At 60.2% G+C, this 19,813-nt stretch carries 16 protein-coding genes; 6 read left to right on the forward strand and 10 right to left on the reverse strand.

Features of this window, described 5'->3' with window-relative positions:
* The first annotated feature begins 71 nt into the window (after window positions 1-71).
* The 4 genes from pqqC (at window position 72) to ACA060_RS12495 (ending at window position 5,050) form a co-directional block, all read left to right on the forward strand.
* Complete coding sequence (gene pqqC / locus ACA060_RS12480) at window positions 72-824, forward strand: pyrroloquinoline-quinone synthase PqqC (RefSeq protein ID WP_497317576.1); 753 nt, start codon at window positions 72-74, stop codon at window positions 822-824.
* Window positions 821-1,954 carry a pyrroloquinoline quinone biosynthesis protein PqqE gene (gene pqqE, locus ACA060_RS12485; protein ID WP_497317578.1) on the forward strand — a complete coding sequence of 378 codons (1,134 nt, stop codon included), beginning with the start codon at window positions 821-823 and terminating at the stop codon, window positions 1,952-1,954. Before pqqC ends, pqqE begins: the two co-directional genes overlap by 4 nt.
* Before the next feature lie 221 nt (window positions 1,955-2,175).
* A complete protein-coding gene (gene ercA / locus ACA060_RS12490) occupies window positions 2,176-3,339 on the forward strand; it encodes an alcohol dehydrogenase-like regulatory protein ErcA (RefSeq protein WP_461954414.1) in 1,164 nt (387 codons plus the stop codon).
* Complete coding sequence (locus ACA060_RS12495) at window positions 3,323-5,050, forward strand: PAS domain-containing hybrid sensor histidine kinase/response regulator (protein WP_109630282.1); 1,728 nt, start codon at window positions 3,323-3,325, stop codon at window positions 5,048-5,050. The genes ercA and ACA060_RS12495 overlap by 17 nt, the downstream gene beginning before the upstream one ends.
* On the opposite strand, the gene ACA060_RS12500 is transcribed toward ACA060_RS12495, so the two are convergent.
* The 7 genes from ACA060_RS12500 to ACA060_RS12530 form a co-directional block, all read right to left on the reverse strand.
* Complete coding sequence (locus ACA060_RS12500) at window positions 5,035-5,919, reverse strand: aldose 1-epimerase (RefSeq protein ID WP_497317581.1); 885 nt, start codon at window positions 5,917-5,919, stop codon at window positions 5,035-5,037. The genes ACA060_RS12495 and ACA060_RS12500 overlap by 16 nt on opposite strands.
* Before the next feature lie 209 nt (window positions 5,920-6,128).
* On the reverse strand, window positions 6,129-7,409 hold the full coding sequence (locus ACA060_RS12505) for a TRAP transporter large permease (RefSeq protein ID WP_497317583.1): 1,281 nt from the start codon (window positions 7,407-7,409) through the stop codon (window positions 6,129-6,131).
* Window positions 7,410-7,937 carry a TRAP transporter small permease gene (locus ACA060_RS12510; RefSeq protein WP_497317585.1) on the reverse strand — a complete coding sequence of 176 codons (528 nt, stop codon included), beginning with the start codon at window positions 7,935-7,937 and terminating at the stop codon, window positions 7,410-7,412. It abuts the gene before it with no gap.
* Window positions 7,938-8,015: 78 nt separating this feature from the next.
* Window positions 8,016-8,987 (reverse strand): TRAP transporter substrate-binding protein, encoded by a 972-nt coding sequence (locus ACA060_RS12515; protein ID WP_497317587.1) that lies wholly within the window; start codon window positions 8,985-8,987, stop codon window positions 8,016-8,018.
* Window positions 8,988-9,048: 61 nt separating this feature from the next.
* Complete coding sequence (locus ACA060_RS12520) at window positions 9,049-9,942, reverse strand: SMP-30/gluconolactonase/LRE family protein (protein ID WP_497317589.1); 894 nt, start codon at window positions 9,940-9,942, stop codon at window positions 9,049-9,051.
* A 53-nt stretch (window positions 9,943-9,995) separates the two neighbouring features.
* Entirely contained in the window at window positions 9,996-10,814 is an 819-nt protein-coding gene (locus ACA060_RS12525; protein ID WP_497317591.1) for an NAD-dependent epimerase/dehydratase family protein, read from the reverse strand.
* A gap of 329 nt (window positions 10,815-11,143) precedes the next feature.
* Window positions 11,144-12,439 carry an OprD family porin gene (locus ACA060_RS12530; protein WP_497317593.1) on the reverse strand — a complete coding sequence of 432 codons (1,296 nt, stop codon included), beginning with the start codon at window positions 12,437-12,439 and terminating at the stop codon, window positions 11,144-11,146.
* A gap of 257 nt (window positions 12,440-12,696) precedes the next feature.
* Between ACA060_RS12530 and ACA060_RS12535 the strand changes: the two genes are divergently transcribed.
* The gene (locus tag ACA060_RS12535) at window positions 12,697-13,317 is read left to right on the forward strand and encodes a TetR/AcrR family transcriptional regulator (RefSeq protein WP_010455096.1); all 621 of its coding nucleotides are present in this window, start codon (window positions 12,697-12,699) and stop codon (window positions 13,315-13,317) included.
* A 156-nt stretch (window positions 13,318-13,473) separates the two neighbouring features.
* On the opposite strand, the gene preA is transcribed toward ACA060_RS12535, so the two are convergent.
* The 3 genes from preA to hydA form a co-directional block, all read right to left on the reverse strand.
* Entirely contained in the window at window positions 13,474-14,748 is a 1,275-nt protein-coding gene (preA, locus tag ACA060_RS12540) for an NAD-dependent dihydropyrimidine dehydrogenase subunit PreA (RefSeq protein WP_497317595.1), read from the reverse strand.
* Window positions 14,749-16,116, reverse strand: coding sequence for an NAD(P)-dependent oxidoreductase (locus ACA060_RS12545; protein WP_497317597.1), 1,368 nt, complete (start codon window positions 16,114-16,116; stop codon window positions 14,749-14,751). It abuts the gene before it with no gap.
* Between the two features lie 153 nt (window positions 16,117-16,269).
* Complete coding sequence (hydA, locus tag ACA060_RS12550; protein ID WP_497317599.1) at window positions 16,270-17,709, reverse strand: dihydropyrimidinase; 1,440 nt, start codon at window positions 17,707-17,709, stop codon at window positions 16,270-16,272.
* Between the two features lie 553 nt (window positions 17,710-18,262).
* Here hydA and ACA060_RS12555 point away from each other — a divergent pair.
* Window positions 18,263-19,747 (forward strand): NCS1 family nucleobase:cation symporter-1, encoded by a 1,485-nt coding sequence (locus ACA060_RS12555; protein ID WP_497317601.1) that lies wholly within the window; start codon window positions 18,263-18,265, stop codon window positions 19,745-19,747.
* Window positions 19,748-19,813 lie beyond the last annotated feature (66 nt).

Raw genomic sequence — 19,813 nt, forward strand, 5'->3', positions numbered from 1 at the left:
AAAACCTGTGGGAGCTGGCTTGCCAGCGATGAGGCCAGACCAAGCACCGCAGAGCTCCCAGGAGAACCACCATGACAGACCAACCCATGTCCCCCGCCGAATTCGAGCAAGCCCTGCGCGCCAAAGGCGCCTATTACCACATCCATCACCCGTTCCACCAAGCCATGTACGCCGGCCGCGCCACCCGCGAGCAGATCCAGGGCTGGGTCGCCAATCGCTTCTACTACCAAGTCAACATCCCGCTGAAAGACGCCGCGATCCTCGCCAACTGCCCGGACCGCGACGTGCGCCGTGAATGGCTGCAACGCATCCTCGACCACGACGGCGTCCCCGGCAGTGAGGGCGGCATCGAAGCCTGGTTGCGGCTGGGGGAAGCGGTGGGGCTTGACCGTGAGCAAATCCTCTCCCAGGAATTGGTGCTGCCTGGCGTGCGTTTCGCCGTGGACGCCTACGTCAATTTCGCCCGACGCGCCTGTTGGCAGGAAGCGGCCAGCAGTTCGCTCACCGAGCTGTTCGCGCCGCAGATCCACCAGTCCCGACTCGACGCCTGGCCCGCGCATTACCCGTGGATCGACCCGGCCGGTTACGACTATTTCCGCACGCGCCTGAGCCAGGCGCGGCGCGATGTCGAGCATGGTTTACGCATCACCCTGGCGCACTACGTCACGGTCGAAGGCCAGCAACGCATGCTGGAAATTCTGCAGTTCAAGCTCGACGTGCTGTGGAGCATGCTCGACGCAATGAGCATGGCCTACGAACTGGGGCGCCCGCCGTATCACACCGTGACCACGGAAAATGTCTGGCACCGGGGGATCGCCCTGTGAACCTGATCGAACAGCCACCCGGTCCGCCCTTGTGGTTACTGGCCGAGCTGACCTATCGCTGCCCGTTGCAATGCCCGTATTGTTCCAACCCGCTGGATTTCGCCCAGCAGGGTGAGGAATTGAGCACCGAAGAATGGATTCGGGTGTTCCGCGAAGCTCGGGAGATGGGCGCCGCGCAACTGGGCTTTTCCGGCGGGGAGCCGCTGGTGCGTCAGGACCTGGCCGAGCTGATCAAGGCTGCGCGGGACATGGGTTACTACACCAACCTCATCACCTCGGGCATCGGCCTGACCGAGCAAAAAGTCCGCGACTTCAAGGTCGCCGGGCTGGACCACATCCAGATCAGCTTTCAGGCCGCTGACGAGCAGGTCAACAACATGCTCGCTGGCTCGCGCAAGGCCTTCGCACAGAAACTCGCGATGGCCCGTGCAGTGAAAGCCCAGGGCTATCCGATGGTGCTGAATTTCGTCACCCATCGGCACAACATCGACCAGATCGCGCAGATCATCGACCTGTGTCTGGAACTGGAAGCGGACTTCGTCGAACTGGCCACGTGTCAGTTCTACGGCTGGGCCGAACTCAACCGCGTCGGCCTGTTGCCGACCCGCGAGCAATTGCAGCGTGCCGAGCGCATCACCAACGAATACCGTGAACGTCTTGAGGCCGAGGGCCATCCCTGCAAACTGATCTTCGTCACCCCGGACTACTACGAAGAACGCCCCAAGACCTGCATGAACGGCTGGGGCAACCTGTTTCTCGACATCACCCCGGACGGCACGGCGTTGCCTTGTCACAGTGCGCGGCAATTGCCGGTGGAGTTTCCCAACGTGCGCGAGCACAGCATCGCGCACATCTGGACCGAGTCATTCGGCTTTAATCGCTTTCGTGGCGATGACTGGATGAAAGAACCGTGCCGCTCCTGCGATGAAAAGCACAAGGACCTGGGCGGCTGCCGCTGCCAGGCGTTCATGCTCACCGGCGATGCCGAGAATGCCGACCCGGTGTGCAGCAAGTCGGTGCACCACGGGGTGATCCTCAAGGCCCGCGATGAAGCGGATGCGCCGGGGCACGGGATGGAACACCTGACGTTGCGTAACGAGAAGGCTTCGCGGCTGATCTATCGCGGCTGAATCAAGGACGACACAAATCCCCTGTGGGAGCGGGCTTGATCGCGAAAGCGGTGGGTCAGTCGACATCATTATTGAATGTGATGCCGCCTTCGCGAGCAAGCCCGCTCCCATAGGGGGGCTGCGGTGTTCAGGCGGGAAATGCTACCCATTGGTCTGATTGCATTCGCGGAGGGATGGGTTAGTGTGGTTCTACCTTCAAAACAATAAAAACAGGCTTTCCAATGAGCCAGAGTCTCAGCCAGCTGCGTAAATTCGTTTCGCCTGAAATCATTTTCGGTGCCGGTTGCCGGCACAACGTCGGCAACTGCGCCAAGACCTTCGGTGCCCGCAAGGTATTGGTGGTCAGCGACCCCGGTGTGATTGCCGCCGGTTGGGTGGCCGATGTCGAAGCCAGTCTGCAAGCCCAGGGCATCGATTACTTTCTGTATAGCGACGTTTCGCCCAACCCGCGGGTCGAGGAAGTCATGCTCGGCGCCGAGCTGTACAAGGAAAACCATTGCGATGTGATCGTCGCGGTCGGCGGTGGCAGCCCGATGGATTGCGGCAAAGGCATCGGCATCGTCGTTGCCCACGGACGCAACATCCTTGAGTTCGAAGGCGTCGACACCATCCGCGTACCCAGCCCTCCGTTGATTTTGATTCCGACCACCGCGGGCACCTCGGCGGATGTCTCGCAATTCGTGATCATTTCCAACCAGCAAGAACGCATGAAGTTCTCCATCGTCAGCAAGGCCGTGGTGCCGGACGTATCGTTGATCGACCCGGAAACCACCCTGAGCATGGACCCGTTCCTGTCCGCCTGTACCGGCATCGATGCGCTGGTGCATGCCATCGAAGCGTTCGTCTCCACCGGCCACGGGCCGTTGACCGACCCGCACGCGCTGGAAGCCATGCGCCTGATCAACGGCAACCTGGTGCAGATGATCGCCAACCCGACCGACATCGCCCTTCGCGAGAAGATCATGCTCGGCAGCATGCAGGCGGGGCTGGCGTTTTCCAACGCGATCCTCGGCGCGGTGCACGCGATGTCCCACAGCCTCGGCGGCTTTCTCGATTTGCCCCATGGCTTGTGCAACGCGGTGCTGGTGGAGCACGTGGTGGCGTTCAACTACAGCTCGGCGCCGGATCGCTTCAAGGTGATCGCCGAGACCTTCGGCATCGATTGCCGTGGCCTCAATCACCGGCAGATCTGCGGGCGTCTGGTCGAGCACCTGATCGCCCTGAAACATGCGATCGGCTTCCATGAAACCCTCGGTTTGCACGGAGTCAGTACCGCCGACATTCCGTTCCTGTCGCAACACGCCATGCACGACCCGTGCATCCTCACCAACCCGCGTGAGTCCAGTCAGCGTGATGTCGAGGTCGTCTATGGCGAAGCCCTCTGACGAGCAGCAACGCGCGCTCGCCGGGCTACTGGGATTAGGCAGCCACTCGGCGCGCAAGAGCCACTACCCGGAACTCGCCGCACGACTGGACGAGCTGGAAGCCGAGCGCAATCGCTACAAGTGGCTGTTCGAAAACGCCGTCCACGGGATCTTCCAGGCCAGCCTCATGGAAGGCATGCGTGCCGCCAACCCGGCCCTGGCGCGGATGCTTGGCTATCAGGATCCGCAAGAGGTGCTGTTTTCGCTGGCCGACCTGGCGAGCAACCTGTTTGTCGGCGGCGCTCAAGAGCTGGAGAAAATCCGTGAAATGCTCCAGCGCGAGCGCAGCCTGCACGGCTATGAAACCCAGTTGCGACGCAAGGACGGCACCAGCCTCGACGTGCTGATGAACCTGCTGCTCAAACCCGATCAGGAAGGGCTGGTAGAAGGCTTTGTCGCCGACATCACCGAACGCAAATTCGCCCAGCAGCGCCTGCAACAACTCAACGACGAACTGGAGCAGCGGGTCACCGCGCGCACTGACGAATTGCTGGAAGCCAACCGCAACCTGCAACAGCAGATCACCCAACGTAAACAGATTGCCCAAGACTTGCGCGATGCCCGGGACGCCGCCGAGGCCGCCAACCGCAGCAAGGACAAATACCTCGCTGCCGCCAGCCATGACTTGCTGCAACCCCTCAACGCCGCGCGTTTGCTGATCTCGACCTTGCGCGAGCGCAAGTTGCCGGATGTCGAACAGGTGCTGGTGGAGCGAACCCATCAGGCGCTGGAAGGCGCTGAAGATTTGCTCACCGACTTGCTGGATATTTCCCGACTCGATCAGGCCGCCGTCAAACCGGACGTCGCGCTGTACCGCCTCGACGAATTGCTCGCGCCGCTGGTCTCGGAGTTCCAGTCGGTGGCCGAGGCCGCCGGGTTGAACCTGCGGGTGCACATGGGCGATTACGCCATTCATACCGACCTGCGCTTGATGACGCGGATCCTGCGCAACTTCCTCAGCAACGCCTGCCGTTATACCGATGAGGGCGCCATTCTGCTGGGGGCCAGGCGACGCGGCGATATGCTGCGCCTGGAAGTGTGGGACACCGGGCGCGGGATCGCGGCGGACCGGCTCGACTCGATCTTCCTCGAATTCAATCAACTGGATGTCGGCCGCGCCGCCGACCGCAAGGGTGTGGGTCTGGGGCTGGCCATCGTTGAGCGCATCGCCAAGATCCTCAACTACCGGATTCAGGTTCATTCGCGGCCGGGACGTGGCTCGGTGTTCAGCATCGACGTGCCGATTTCCCATGAGATCCCGTTGCCGATCAGCCTGGCAGCACCGCAGCCGGGCACGGGCAATCCGTTGCCGGGCCGGCGCCTGCTGGTGCTGGACAACGAAGTGAGCATTCTGGACAGCATGAGCGCGCTGCTCGGGCAGTGGGGCTGCGAGGTGGTGATTGCCACGGATGAACACTCAGCGTTGGCCGCTTTGAAGGGGCGGGCGCCGGAACTGATTCTGGCGGATTACCACCTCGATCACGGCGTCGTCGGCTGTGACGTGGTGCGGCATTTGCGCGAGCATTTCAGTCAGGCGATTCCGGCGGTAATCATCACTGCCGACCGCACCGACCAGTGCCGGCGTTCGTTGCAGCGACTCGACGCGCCGCTGCTGAATAAACCGGTGAAACCCGGCAAGTTGCGTGCAGTGTTGAGTCAGATGCTGGGCTGATCAAGCTGGCGATAGTGCAGGCTGAAGCCGAGTTCGACGGATTGACCTTGCTCCAGCAAACGCAGCCCCGGCCGCCCGGGCAAGTGATGGGCGTTGACCGGATGGCTGACCGGCTCGATGCAGAAAAATCCAAGGCCTACAGGGCAGTAGAGCAGGTAGTAATTGCTGCCGGTGGCCTGGCATTCCAGCTCATAACCGAGCTCGGGTTGCTGGATCAGGCAATGACCGTCCCATTCGCAGAAACCGTTGTCGACCAGTGTGTCGGGCAGCACTTTGAGCTGATCAAAGTCCCACTCGGCAGGCAGTGCCATGCGTTCAGTTGGCAGTTTCGATCCATCGCATAACCAGGCTTTTTCTGCCTTGGCCTGTAACCGGGTGTTCGCTGTGCGCGGAAAGTACGGGTGCAGTCCGAGCCCATGCCATGCGGGGTGTTTGGCCAGGTGGGTGACGTGCAAATCGATGCTCAATCGGCCCTCGCTCAGATGAAACCGCTGCCGGGCGCGATAGGCGAAGGGGCTTTTGCTGTTGAGTTGCAGGACCACTTCGTCATGGGTCTGCGACACCACCTGCCACGGTTGTTGCCAGGCGCTGCCGTGAATCGGCAGTGGATCGGTGAGGCTGTTGGGCTTTAAGGCGAGCCAGCCATCGGGACAGTCGAAGCCCCCTTCGGCGATTCGGTTCGACCACGGAATCAAGGGGTAGCAACCCAGTTTACCTGGCAGGCCGGTGTTCAGCGCGTGGGCGTCGTTGTGGCGCAGCAGCGGTTGACCGGTGCTGCGAACGGTCCAGTTTACGAGGCTGCCACCGAGTTCGGGGGCGAGGGTGAGGTGGGTGAGTTCGTCTGTGAGTTCGAGAATGTTTGGTGTCATACCTGGTTGGGCCTTGATGAGAGAATACTGATGTTCCCTGTAGCAGCTGGCGAAGCCTGCGTTCGGCTGCGCAGCAGTCGTAAACCAGATAACGCGGTGTATCAGAAAAATCGTGTGCACCAAATTGACGACTGCTGCGCAGCCGAACGCAGGCTTCGCCAGCTGCTACAGGAATGTGCGTGCCCCTCGTTAGCGGAGGGGCACATTTGTCACAACACCAAATGCGGCAACCACAGCGACAGCGCCGGAATGTAGGTCACGGCCAACAGCACCAGGAACAGCACGCCATAGAACGGCAGCAGCGCCTTCACGGTTTTTTCGATACTGACTTTGCCCACGGCCGACCCCACAAACAAGACCGCGCCCACCGGCGGCGTGATCAATCCAATCCCCAGGTTCACCAGCATGATCATGCCGAACTGCACCGGGTCCACGCCAATGCCCAGAATTACCGGCATCAGGATCGGCGTCAGGATCAGGATCAGCGGCGCCATGTCCATCACGGTGCCGAGCAACAGCAGCATGACGTTGATGCACATCAGGATCACGTAACGGTTGTCCGACAGGGTCAGGAACATCGTGGTGATCTTCGACGGAATCTGCATCAGGGTCATGATGTAGCCGAAGCTCGCTGCGAAGCCGATCAGGATCATCACGATCGAAATCGTCCGCACCGTGCGGTGCATCAGTTTTGGCAGCTCGCTCCACTTGTAGTCGCGGTAGATGAACATGGTCACGAAGAACGACCACAGCACCGCAATCGCCGCCGATTCAGTGGCGGTGAAAATACCCGAGAGAATCCCGCCGAGGATGATGACCATGGCCATCAGGCCCCACATCGCTTCGCCGCAGATTTTCAGCGCCTGCTTCAAGGGAATGACTTCGCCCTTGGGGTAGTTGCGCTTTTTCGCGAAGATCAGGCACAGCACCATCAGGCACGCGCTCATCAGCAAGCCCGGGACCACGCCGGCCATGAACAGCGACGCAATCGACACCGTGCCGCCCGCGGCCAGCGAGTAGAGCACCGAGTTGTGGCTGGGCGGCGTCAGCAGCGCTTGCACCGAGCCGCTGACCGTCACGGCCGTGGCGAATTCCCGCGGGTAACCACGGCGTTCCATTTCTGGAATCAGCACCGAACCGACCGAGGCCGTGTCCGCCACCGAAGACCCGGAGATCGCGCCGAAGAAGGTCGAGGCCATGATGTTGACCAGCGACAAGCCGCCACGGACAAACCCGACCAGCACCCCGGCAAACGCCACCAGCCGCCGGGACATGCCGCCCTCGGCCATGATCGCGCCCGCCAGGACGAAGAACGGAATCGCCAGCAGAGAGAATTTGTTCACGCCGCCCGCGACCTGAATCATCAGCGCCTGGAACGGGATGTCGATCCACCACGCGCCGATCAGGGCGGAAAGCCCCAGTGCATAAGCGACCGGCATGCCGATCAGGATCAACGCAATAAAACTGCCCAACAGAATCAACGCGTCCATTCAGGCAGCCCCTTCGCTTTCTTCAACCAGGTCGAAACGCACGACCCGACGGTTGCTCTGGTCACCGAGCAAGAGTTTTTCCAGGACAAAGATCAGCGTCAGCACACCGCCAATCGGGATCGGCATGTAGGTGATGCCCACGCGCAGCGTCGGCATGGCGCTCATGAACTGGTTCCAGGTCGACAGGCACAGCTTGGTGCCCCAGATGGTCATGAACAGGCAGATGGTCGCCATCAGCAATTGCGAGAAAATCGCCATCGCATTGCGCAGTCGGGGCGCCATGCGGTCAGTGAGCATCGCCACGGCCATGTGCGCGCCGGCGCGGTAACTCGCGGCGGCGCCGATGAAGGTGAAGACCATCATCAGCAAGATGGCGGTGGGCTCCGGCCAGCTTGAGCCGGTGCCGAGCACGTAACGGGCGAAGACGCCCCAAGGAATGATCAGGGAAATCGTCAGGACCGACAGACCGGCGACCCAGATGCAGGCCATGTAAATCCTGTCGTTGATGCGTAGCAGCAGATTCTTCATCGGGTTCCACCGTAACCGGGCGCGCGCTGACATACACCAACGTCAACGGCGCCGGGCCTTTCATGAGGGCAGGGAGGGTTACTGAACGGCTTCGATGCGCTTGATCAGGTCGGCGTAAGGCGCGCCGTATTTCTCGCGGATCGAGGCGGTGGCCTCATAGAAAGGTTTCTTGTCGACGGCGATGAACTCGACGCCGGCTGCCTTGAGTTTTTCCTCACTGCTGGCGGATTTTGCATCCCACAACGTGCGTTCTTGCGCCTGTGCGGCTTTGGCGGTTTTTTTCACCAGCACTTGTTGCTCGGGGGTGAGCTTGTCCCAGGTGATCTTCGACATCACGATCGGTTCAGGCAGGATCAAGTGCCCGGTCAGGCTGTAGTACTTGGCATTCTGGTAGTGGTTGTGTTCGAGCAGGGTCGGCGGGTTGTTTTCCGCGCCGTCGATCACGCCAGTCTGCAGGGCGCTGAAGATCTCGCCGGTGTCCATCGCAATGCCGTTGCCGCCCATGGCGTTGATGGTCTCGATGAACATCGGGTTGCCTTGCACGCGGATTTTCATGCCCTTGAGGTCTTCAAGTTTGCGCACCGGTTTTTTCGTGTAGATGTTGCGCGTGCCGCCGTCCATCCAGGCCAGGGCGACCAGGTTGAATTCGGAGTTGGTGATCTTGTCGAGAATTTCGTCGCCGACGTCACCGTCGATGACTTTGCGCATGTGCGCCTGATCGCGGAACACGAACGGCATGTTGAACACGTTCACGTCCGGCACCACCGGCCCGACGATGCCAAGGCTGACCCGGGCCATCTGGATGGCGCCGACCTGGGCTTGTTCAACCACTTCTTTTTCCGAGCCGAGCACACCGCCGGCGAACATCTTGAAAGTCAGCGTGCCGTTGCTGTCGGCCACCAGGGTTTTGCCCAGTTGTTCTTCGGCCACCACGGTCGGGTAGCCGGCCGGGTGGATGTCGGCGAATTTGATTTCCAGCGCCTGGGCGGCACTGCTGAGGGTGAAGGCCAAGGGGAGTGCAGCGGCGAGCAAGGTGCGTTTGAAGTCCATGGGGGTGTCTCCAGTTTGTTATTTTTTTTGTATTCAAGGCGCAGCGGTGCAGCAGAATCGGTTAAAGCAGATCGTTGAACAGCGGTTCCGGTAAACCTTTGATGCCGGGGTCGAGCGCGAACACGCCGCCGGCCAATGACTGAGGGTCATGGTCGTCACCGGGGCGGATCGAGGTCACGAACAGCGTGTCCAGTCGACTGCCACCGAAGGCGCACATGGTGGGTTTTTGCACGGGGACGGCGAGGGAACGGTCCAGTCGGCCGTCCGGGGTGAAGCGGTGAATCAGTCCGGCGTCGTTGGCGCAAATCCAGTAGCCGCCTTCGGCATCAACGGCGGCGCCGTCGGGGCGGCCGGGGAACTGGTTCATGTCGACGAACAGCCGCCGGTTGGACGGGGTGCCGCTGTCGATGTCGTAATCGAAGGCCCAGATCTGCTGGACCAAGGGATGGGAATCAGACAAGTACATCGTCCGGCCATCCGGGCTGAAGCCCAGACCGTTGGGCACAATGAAGCCGTCGAGTCGTGCTTCAAGCGGCCCGCGCTGCCCGGCGCTGTAGCGATACAACGTGCCGTCTGCGGCGTTGGCGCCCATGTTCAACACCATGCTGCCGGCCCAGAAACGCCCCTGACGATCACAGCGACCGTCGTTCAGGCGCATGTCGACACGGGCGTGATCGATGTGCGCGAGCAGTTCGCTGTCGAGGCTGCCGTCGTTGTGCGGCTGCAAATGGAAGAAGCCGCTTTCCATCCCGGCCACCCAGCCGCCGTCGCTGTGACGGGCGATACAGGCGAGCATTTCCGGGGCGGTCCAGGCATGGACATGACCGCTGTCGGCGCTCCAGCGCTGCAATCCACCGGCAGGAATATCCACCCAATACAGGGCGTTTTCCTCGGGGACCCAGACCGGGCTTTCACCGACCGCGTTTCGGGCATCGACAATCAATTCGGCTTGCATGGCGACTCATTCCCTTGGGTTTTTGTTGTGGGGATCAAGTGAGGTCAGCGGGTTCAGTCACCGAAAGGGCCGGACGACACAAACGCGCCACCCTGGTAAACCATGGCCGGGTCATCAGCGGCGGGCATCGGCTGTGCTTCGACTTTTTCGCGGAACACTTCGGAGCTGTCCTGAGGAGCAAAGCCCAGCGCGGTGGCGAAACGGTTGTCCCACCAGACGTTCTTGTTGTCGGACATGCCGTAGACCACGGTATGGCCGACGTTCGGCGCGTACAGCGCGCGTTCGAGCAAGTGGGTCAGGTCGCCGAAGCTCAGCCAGGTGCTCATCATTCGGCGGTTTTGCGGTTCCGGGAACGAGGAGCCGATGCGGATGCTGACGGTCTCGATGCCGTAGCGATCGAAGTAGAAACTGGCCATGTCTTCGCCGTAGGACTTGGACAAACCGTAATAGCTGTCCGGGCGGCGAGGGCAGTGGGCGTCGATGGTTTCGCCTTGTTTGTAGAAACCGATGACGTGGTTGGAACTGGCGAAAATCACCCGCTTCACGCCATGGCGGCGCGCGGCTTCGTATATATGGAAGACGCCGCAAATGTTGGCGCCGAGGATTTCTTCAAACGAGTGCTCCGTCGATACGCCACCGAAATGCAAGATCGCGTCCACGCCTTCGACCAGTTGGTGCACGGCCTGCTTGTCTGCCAGATCGCAGGTGACGACTTCTTCGCGGTCATCGACGGCCGATGCCATGTTGGCGATGTCCGACAGGCGAATGACGTTGGCATAAGGACGCAGGCTTTCGCGCAAGACTTTACCCAGGCCACCGGCGGCACCGGTCAGCAGCAGGCGATTGAAAGGGGCTGAAGGAGTGCTGGTCATGGAAGTCCCTGTGTACGCAATTATTGTTGTAGGTTGTCGTATGACTATGCCGAAGTATCGTTAGGCTTTCCGAGTCTTGTCAACGCGACTTTGGTTGAAAATGACGGAGGGTCTTGTGGCAAAGGTGTTTTCCTTTGGCAAAGGAGATACCTGAGCCAAAGGGAATACGTGTGGCGAGGGGATTTATCCCCGTTGGGCCGCGAAGCGGCCCCAAAACTGAATCTTCATTTCTTCAGGCAAACCGCATAGCTGGATTGACGACTGCTTCGCAGCCGAACGGGGATAAATCCCCTCGCCACAGGTGATGTGAACCTGCAGAAGATGTCTGTCTACAACAACGAAATCGGGTAGCTGATGAAAATGCGGTTTTCGTCGAACTCGTTGGTGCTGAAGCTCTTGCGGATGGTTGCGTTGCGCCATTTTACATTGAGGTTCTTCAGCGGGCCGCTTTGCACGGTGTAGGCCAGTTCCGATTCGCGGCCCCATTCCTTGCCGTCGGTGATCGCCCCGGTGTGCACGTTATCGCCGCTAATGTAGCGGTTCATCATCGTCAGGCCGGGAACGCCGAGGGCGACGAAGTTGTAGTCGTGGCGCAGCTGCCAGGATTTTTCCTTGGCGTTGTCGTAGCTGGAGTTGTAACTGTCGTTGGCCAGAGTGCCGCCGCTGGTGCCGTTGACGCGCATCCAGACATCGTCGCCGCTGAGTTTTTGCAGGCCGACGTAGAAGGTGTTGCCGCCGTACTTGGCCGAGAGCATGGCGAACGCGGTTTTGTTGTCCAGGTCACCGGCGAAAGCGCTGCCGTCTTCCTTGCCGATGAAGTAGCCGAGGTTGGCGCCCAGGGTCCAGTCGCCGATGGGCTGGCTGTGGCTCAGGTTGAAATACTGTTGTTGATAGATGTCGCTGAGTTCCGAGTACCAGATGCCGACCTGGGTGCGTTTGTCGTTGAAGGCGTATTCGCCGCCGCCGAAGTTGAAGCGGTCCGAGGTGAACGCGGCTTTGGTGTTCATGGACATGTCTTCCATGCTCGCATCGTTGCGCGGGCTGTTCTGGCGGAACTGGCCGCCGTAGAGCGTCAGGCCGCTGATTTCGGTGGACGTCACCTGGCCGCCACGGAAGGTTTGCGGCAACGAGCGGCCGTCGTCGGAACGCAGGATCGGTAGCACCGGCATCCATTCCCCGACCTTCAATTCGGTCTTCGAGATTTTGCCTTTCAGCGCCACGCCCATGCGCCCGAAGTTGTCGGCAGGGCGGCCGTCGTCGTGGATCGGCAGCAGTTGTGTGCCGCCCGTGCCTTTGCCGCCATCGAGTTTTTGCGAGTACAGGCCGAGTACGTCCACGCCGAATCCGACGGGGCCCGGAGTGAACCCGGACTTGGCGTCGAGGATGAAGTTTTGTGTCCACTCTTCAGCCTTGCCTTGTGGGTAGGCCGGGTTGGTGTAGTTGCGATTGATATAGGCGTTGCGCAGGTTCAGCGTGGCTTTGGCGTCATCGACGAACCCTTCTGCATTGCTGGTCATGGGCAAGGCGAAAGCCAGGCTGCTGCAACCGATCAGGCTCAGGGTGTGACGGCGTACGAAGGTGGGGCGAGGGGTGCTGGCGAAGGAATTACGGACGAGTTTGCTCACAATGAAGCTCCCTTTTTTCTTGTTGTTTTTATTTTTTGTCATACGTCGTCGTACAACATTGGGAGCGATTATTTGCGAGGCTTTCAGGGGTTGTCAATCAGAAGTTATACGATGACTTAGGCAGCTGCCGATATCTGAAGGGCGAACATCGGTTGCGCCAACGGCTGATACGGCGACGAGTCATGGCTCGGAAGCAGAGGTCGCCGCGAGGTAGAGCGGATGCTAGTCTTGGCCAACGCTGTTGTCAGGGAGCCCTCATGGGCAATCACAAGATCGAGATTCGTCGCAGTAACGTCGAGAAGATTTTGCTGGGGGCCGAAAAGGTCTTCGCCGAAAAAGGCTTCGGCGGCACCGCCATGGCTGACATTGCTGCAGAAGTGCAACTGCCGCGCTCCAACCTGCATTACTACTTCAGCACCAAAAGCGAACTGTACAGCGCGGTACTGTTGGGTTTGCTGGAAGTGTGGAAGCAGGACGCGTTGTGCTTCGAGATGTTCGACGACCCGCGCGTGGTGCTCAGCAGCTACATCCGCGCCAAGATGAACCACTCCCGCAGCCGGCCTTATGGCTCGAAAGTCTGGGCCAACGAAATCATCCACGGCGCCCCGACGCTGGGCGTGGCGCTGGACGCGAGCCTGTACGACTGGGCCAAGATGAAAGAAGCGAAAATCCGCCAGTGGGTGGACGACAAACGCATCCTGCCGGTGGAGCCTTCAAGCCTGCTGTACATGATCTGGGCTTCTACCCAGCATTACGCGGACTTTGATCATCAGGTGAATATCCTCAATGATCATCAACCGCTGTCGGACATGCAGTTCGAGCGGGCGGTGCAGACGGTGACGAGTGTGATTTTGCGGGGGATCGGGTTGGAGCCGTAAGGCTCGCGGTGTAGCTACCGGCCTCATCGCGGGCAAGTCGAGTCGTCGCACCGCCGCTCCCACAGGGTTCTTTGGTGTACACAAATTTTATGTACGACATCAATCACTGTGGGAGCGGGCTTGCCCGCGATGGCGTCCTTTCAGACGCCGCTGAACTCAAACCGCAACATGGTACGGATTCCTCGGATCATGATTCCAATCCAGAAACGGCTTGCCGTTCTCCATCGGCACCATCTCGATGCAATCCTCCACCGGGCAGGTAATCTGGCACAGGTTGCAGCCCACGCACTCGTCATCAATCACTTCGTACTTATGCGTCCCGTCCGCCTGCTTCAGGCTCGCCACCGCCTGGTGCGAAGTGTCTTCGCAAGCGATGTGGCAACGCCCGCAACCGATACACGCCTCCTGATCAATCTTCGCGATCACTTGATAGTTGATGTCCAGGTACTTCCAGTCCGTGGTGTTGCCCACCGCGCGGCCGGAAAATTCCGAAATGCTGGCGTAACCCTGACTGTCCATCCAGCGTGACAACCCGTCCTTCATTTCCTCGACAATCCGGAAGCCATGCAGCATCGCCGCCGTGCACACCTGCACCGAGCCGCTGCCCAGGGCGATGAATTCCGCGGCATCGCGCCAGCTGCCGATGCCGCCAATGCCGGAGATCGGCAGGCCTTGGGTCTGCGGGTCGCGGGCGATTTCGGCGACCATGTTCAGCGCAATCGGCTTCACCGCCGAGCCGCAATAACCGCCATGGGTACTTTGGTTGCCGACGGCGGGATTGGCGACCATGCGCTCCAGATTGACGCTGGTGATCGAGTTGATGGTGTTGATCAGCGACACCGCATCTGCTCCACCGCGATGGGCTGCTCGGGCGGCAACGCGGATGTCGGTGATGTTCGGCGTGAGCTTGACGATCACCGGCAGCGAGCAATACGTCTTGCACCAACGGGTGACCTGCTCGACGTACTCCGGCACCTGGCCGACCGCCGCGCCCATGCCGCGTTCCGGCATGCCGTGCGGACAACCGAAGTTCAGCTCGATGCCGTCGGCGCCGGTGGCTTCCACCAGCGGCAGGATGAATTTCCACGACTCTTCGACGCAGGGCACCATCAGCGAAACGATCAGCGCGCGGTCCGGCCAGTCCTTTTTGACCTGGGTGATTTCCCGCAGGTTGATCTCCAGCGAGCGGTCGGTGATCAGCTCGATATTGTTGAAGCCGACCACTTCACGGTTGGCACCGAAGAGCGCGGAGTAACGCGAGGACACGTTGACCGCCGCCGGGTCTTCACCCAGGGTTTTCCAGACCACGCCACCCCAGCCGGCCTCAAAGGCGCGAACCACGTTGTAGGCCTTGTCGGTTGGCGGAGCGGAGGCCAGCCAGAACGGATTCGGGGATTTGATGCCAGCGAAGACAATCGAGAGATCGGCCATTTACGCAGCCTCCACGTTGAGCATCAGTTGAGCGTTGATGGCCTCGGCCGCCTGTTTGCCATGCTGCACGGCTTGCACGGTGAGGTCCTGGTCGAGGCTGGTGCAGTCGCCACCGGCATACACGCCGGGAATGCTGGTACGCAGCTGTTCATCGACCTGGATTCGATCGCCCTGACGCTTGAGTTCGCGTGCCAGTGGATCGGCGAGGGCGCTGGCATCGAAGGCCTGGCCGATGGCTTTGAAAATCGCGTCGGCCGCCAATTCGAAGGTTTCGCCGGTGGTTTGCAAGCGACCTTCTACCAGGCGCGTGCGGGCGAAGCGCATGCCGCGCACGTTGCCTTGGTCATTGAGCAGCACTTCTTCGGGCTGCGCCCAGGTCAGCAAACGCACCTGATTGGCCTTGGCGATGTCCTGTTCGTGGCCGGTGGCGCCCATTTCCTCGACGCCGCGGCGGTACACCAGATTCACGTCGCGAGCCCCGAGGCGGGCCATTTGCACGGCCATGTCGATGGCCGTATTGCCGGCACCAAGGACGATGCAATGATCCGCCAGCGGCAGTTGGCTCAGGTCATCCGCCTGACGCAGTTCGCGGATGTAGTCGGTGGCCGCGAGCAGGCCGGGTGCGTCTTCGTGAGGCAAGCCCAGTTGTTTGCTGGCGGCCAGGCCGAGGCCAAGGAACACCGCGTCGAATTGCTGATGCAGTTCGCTGAGGGTCAGGTTTTCGCCGAGTTTCTGCCCGTGACGGATTTCGATGCCGCCAATCTGCAGCAGAAACTCAAGTTCTTTTTGCGCGTAGTCATCCACCAGTTTGTATTTGGCGATCCCGTACTCGTTGAGGCCGCCAGCCTTTTCCCGTGCCTCGAAAATCACCACGTCATGGCCATGCATCGCACTCCGGTGCGCGCAGGACAACCCGGCCGGGCCGGCACCGACCACGGCGATGCGTTTGCCGGTGGTGGCGGTGCGCTGGAAGGGGTGTTCGCTGAAGTGTGCGTTGTCAACGGCGTACCGTTGCAACAGGCCGATCAGCACCGGTGCGCACTCGTGATCGTTGTTGCGCACGCAGGCTTGCTGGCAGAGGATTTCCGTAGGGCACACCCGGGCGCAACTGCCGCCGAGGATGTTCGCCGAGAGGATTTTCTGCGCGGCGCCCTGGACGTTTTCCTGATGGATATTGCGAATGAACGACGGAATATCGATCTCGCTCGGACAGGCGTTCACGCACGGCGCGTCGTAGCAATACAGGCAGCGCGAGGCTTCAAGATGGGCCTGGCGGTCGTTGAGTGGCGGCGCCAGGTCGGTGAAATGGCCGGCGAGGGCGGCCGCATTCTCATAGGGATGCGGGAGGTGGTTCAGGGTCTTGATCACGGTGTTGGCCTCACGGTTATTGAGGGCTGCCTCTGGTGGGCATTGGTTTTTGTGGCGCTTGTACTGGCGCCATCGCGAGCAGGCTCGCTCCCACAGGGGAACGCATTTCAAATGTGGGAGCGAGCCTGCTCGCGATGGCCGAAGGCCTCGATTTCAGCGTTTCACAGCAGTCGGCTTATTTTGTTCAGCCCGCTTGCTCAGCAAATCAAACACCGCCGGATACGCCGGTCGTTCGACATACCGCCCGGCACCACGCTCGGCCCGCAAGTCGCCATCAGCCCACACCACCCGGCCCTGGCTCACGGTATGGCTCGGTACGCCACGTACGGTCTTGCCTTCGAAGATGTTGAAGTCGACCTGCTGGTGGTGAGTTTTCGCCGAAATAGTCCGCGTCCCCTCAGGATCCCACAGCACCAGGTCCGCATCCGCACCCACGCGAATCGCCCCTTTGCGCGGGTAGAGGTTGAAGATTTTCGCGGTGTTGGTGGAGGTCAGCGCCACGAAGTGCTGCATCGACAAGCGCCCGGTATTGACCCCTTCATCCCAGAGCACGGCCATGCGGTCTTCGATACCGGCGGTGCCGTTGGGGATCTTGCTGAAGTCATCGCGGCCGGCGGCTTTCTGCTCGGCGCAGAAGCAGCAATGGTCGGTGGCGGTGGTGTGCAGGTTGCCCGATTGCAGGCCATGCCAAAGCGCTTCCTGATGGCCGCGAGGACGGAAGGGCGGGCTCATCACGTAACCGGCGGCGGTTTGCCAGTCCGGGTGTTGGTAGACGCTGTCGTCCAGCAGCAAATGCCCGGCCAGTACTTCGCCGTAGACTTGCTGACCCTTGCTGCGGGCGTAGGTGATTTCGTCCAGCGCTTCCTTGGTCGAGACATGCACCAGGTACAGCGGCGTGCCCAGGGTTTCGGCGATACGGATCGCCCGGCTGGCGGCTTCGCCTTCCACTTGGGAAGGGCGCGACAGCGGATGCGCTTCAGGCCCGGTCATGCCCTGGGCCATCAACTTGCGTTGCAGGTGGTAGACCAGCTCGCCGTTTTCCGCGTGCACCGTCGGCACCGCGCCGAGTTCCAGGCAGCGCTCGAAACTCGCCACCAAGGTGTCATCGGCCGCCATGATCGCGTTCTTGTACGCCATGAAATGTTTGAAGCTGTTGACCCCGTGCTGGCTGACCAGCTCGGCCATTTCCTCGCGAACCTGTTCGCTCCACCAGGTTATCGCGACGTGGAAACCGTAATCCGACGCCGATTTCTCGGCCCAGCCGCGCCATTGATGAAAGGCTTCCATCAAGGATTGCTGCGGATTGGGAATCACGAAATCGATGATCGACGTGGTGCCACCGGCAAGACCCGCCGCCGTGCCGCTGAAAAAGTCTTCACTGGCGACGGTGCCCATGAAGGGCAGTTGCATATGAGTGTGCGGGTCGATGCCGCCGGGCATCAGGTATTGGCCACTGCCGTCGAGCACTTCTGCGCCTGCCGGAACATCAAGGTTGTCGCCAATGGCTTTAATCACGCCATCAGCGCAATAGACGTCGGCGCAGTAACTTTCATCATGGGTAATAACGGTGGCGCCACGGATCAACAGAGACATTCCGAGTTCCTCGCAGGCAATGACCGACTTATGCCGGTTCTAAATGTTTTATATGAAGCTGACGCAAACAGGAGTATTCCTGTCAACGCTGTCAGGAATAGAAGCTAGTCTGAGTTTATGGAATGAGCAAGAATATTTTTTATAAGCTTATGACTATTTTAACATATTGATAATTAACGATAAAAACGTTAACTCACCAAAATGGTGTGGCTTCGAACCATTTTGACGCACTTGACAGGTTCTAAAAATGAACGAGATTTCTTATGTGAAATCAGCTGCTTGAGGATGGTCTATGGTTGATGCGCAACTTTGAAAAAAAGATGTATGCACCAGATTGAGCCCTGACTGTTCGGACAACTTGCCTGGCATTCGGCCTGAGTGAATAGGCAAGTCACCAAGGACTTATCCGGACTGTATATAAAAACTGATAAACATCAGTGGGTTGCGAGGTTTTTGTGGAACTGCCCGATGCGCAACAGGGGTGCCCGGCACGCTTATTGATGCCGCCAGCCCCTGATGAGCAAAAAATAATTCAAAGAACAGTGGAGCGGCCATGCAACAGATCAGATCGCAAGTGACCGAGCGCGACGGCTTGTTTGAGCTCGAAGCCGGCAGCGACGTCCTCGACAGTCCCCGTTACAACCACGACATGGCACCGACCAAGGTGCACGAGCGAACCTGGAACAAATGGCACATCACTGCGTTGTGGGTTGGCATGGCGATCTGCGTGCCGACCTACACCCTCGGCGGCGTGCTCACCGCCTATTTCGGCCTGAGCGTCGGTGAAGCGCTGCTGGCGATTCTGTTCGCCAACATCATCGTGCTGATCCCGCTGACCCTGAACGCCTTTCCCGGTACCAAGTACGGCATTCCGTTTCCGGTGCTGTTGCGCTCGTCCTTCGGCATTCTTGGCTCCAACGTTCCGTGCCTGATCCGAGCGCTGGTGGCGTGCGGCTGGTTCGGCATTCAGACGATGTTCGGCGGGCTGGCCATTCACCTGTTTCTCGGTTCGGTGTTCGACGGTTGGAAAGCCCTCGGCGGGACCGGTGAAGTGATCGGCTTCATGGTGTTCTGGGCCTTGAACCTGTGGGTGGTGATTCGCGGTGCGGACTCGATCAAATGGCTCGAAACCCTTTCCGCGCCTTTATTGGTGCTGGTGGGCGTGGGGCTGCTGGTGTGGGCGATGCCGAACGTGTCGATGACCGAATTGATGGCGATCCCACCCAAGCGTCCGGAAGGGGCCAGCGTGGTCAGTTACTTTGCCGCCGGGTTGACCGCGATGGTCGGGTTCTGGGCCACTTTGTCGCTGAACATCCCGGACTTCAGCCGCTATGCGAAAAGCCAGAAAGACCAGATCGTTGGACAGATTATCGGCTTGCCCCTGACCATGTTCCTGTTCGCCTCGCTGGGCGTGGTGATGACTGCCGCCTCGGTCAAACTGGTGGGCGTCACCGTCTCCGATCCGGTCACCCTGATCGGCCACATCCAAAGCCCGGTCTGGGTCGCATTGGCCATGGCACTGATCATCATCGCGACATTGTCGACCAACACCGCGGCCAATATCGTTTCGCCGACCAACGACTTCCAGAACGTCGCGCCCAAGCTCATCAACCGCACCAAAGCGGTGATCCTCACCGGCCTGGTCGGCCTGGCGCTGATGGCCCATGAACTGCTGAAGAAGCTCGGGTTGATCGTCTCGGATGTGAGCCTGGAGACCGTGTATTCCAACTGGCTGTTGGGCTATTCGAGCCTGTTGGGCCCGATCGCCGGGATCATGGTGGTGGACTATTTCCTGATCAAGAAACAGCAACTGGACCTGGCCGGGTTGTATCGCGATGACGTGTACCCGGCGTGGAACTGGTTCGGCTTTATCGCGTTTGGCGTGCCAGTGGCGTTGACGCTGCTGTCGCTGGGCAGCGATGCATTCAGCTGGTTCTACAGCTATGGCTGGTTCACCGGCTCGGCGCTGGGTGGGCTGATTTATTACGGGTTGTGCTCGATGCGGCCCAGTCCGACTGTCGTGAAATCGGCGGTGTGAACACTGGCCTCATCGCGGGCAAGCCTCGCTCCTACAGGTTCGCGTATTCCTTGTAGGAGCGAAGCT

This window comes from Pseudomonas sp. LBUM1671 (assembly GCF_059695685.1).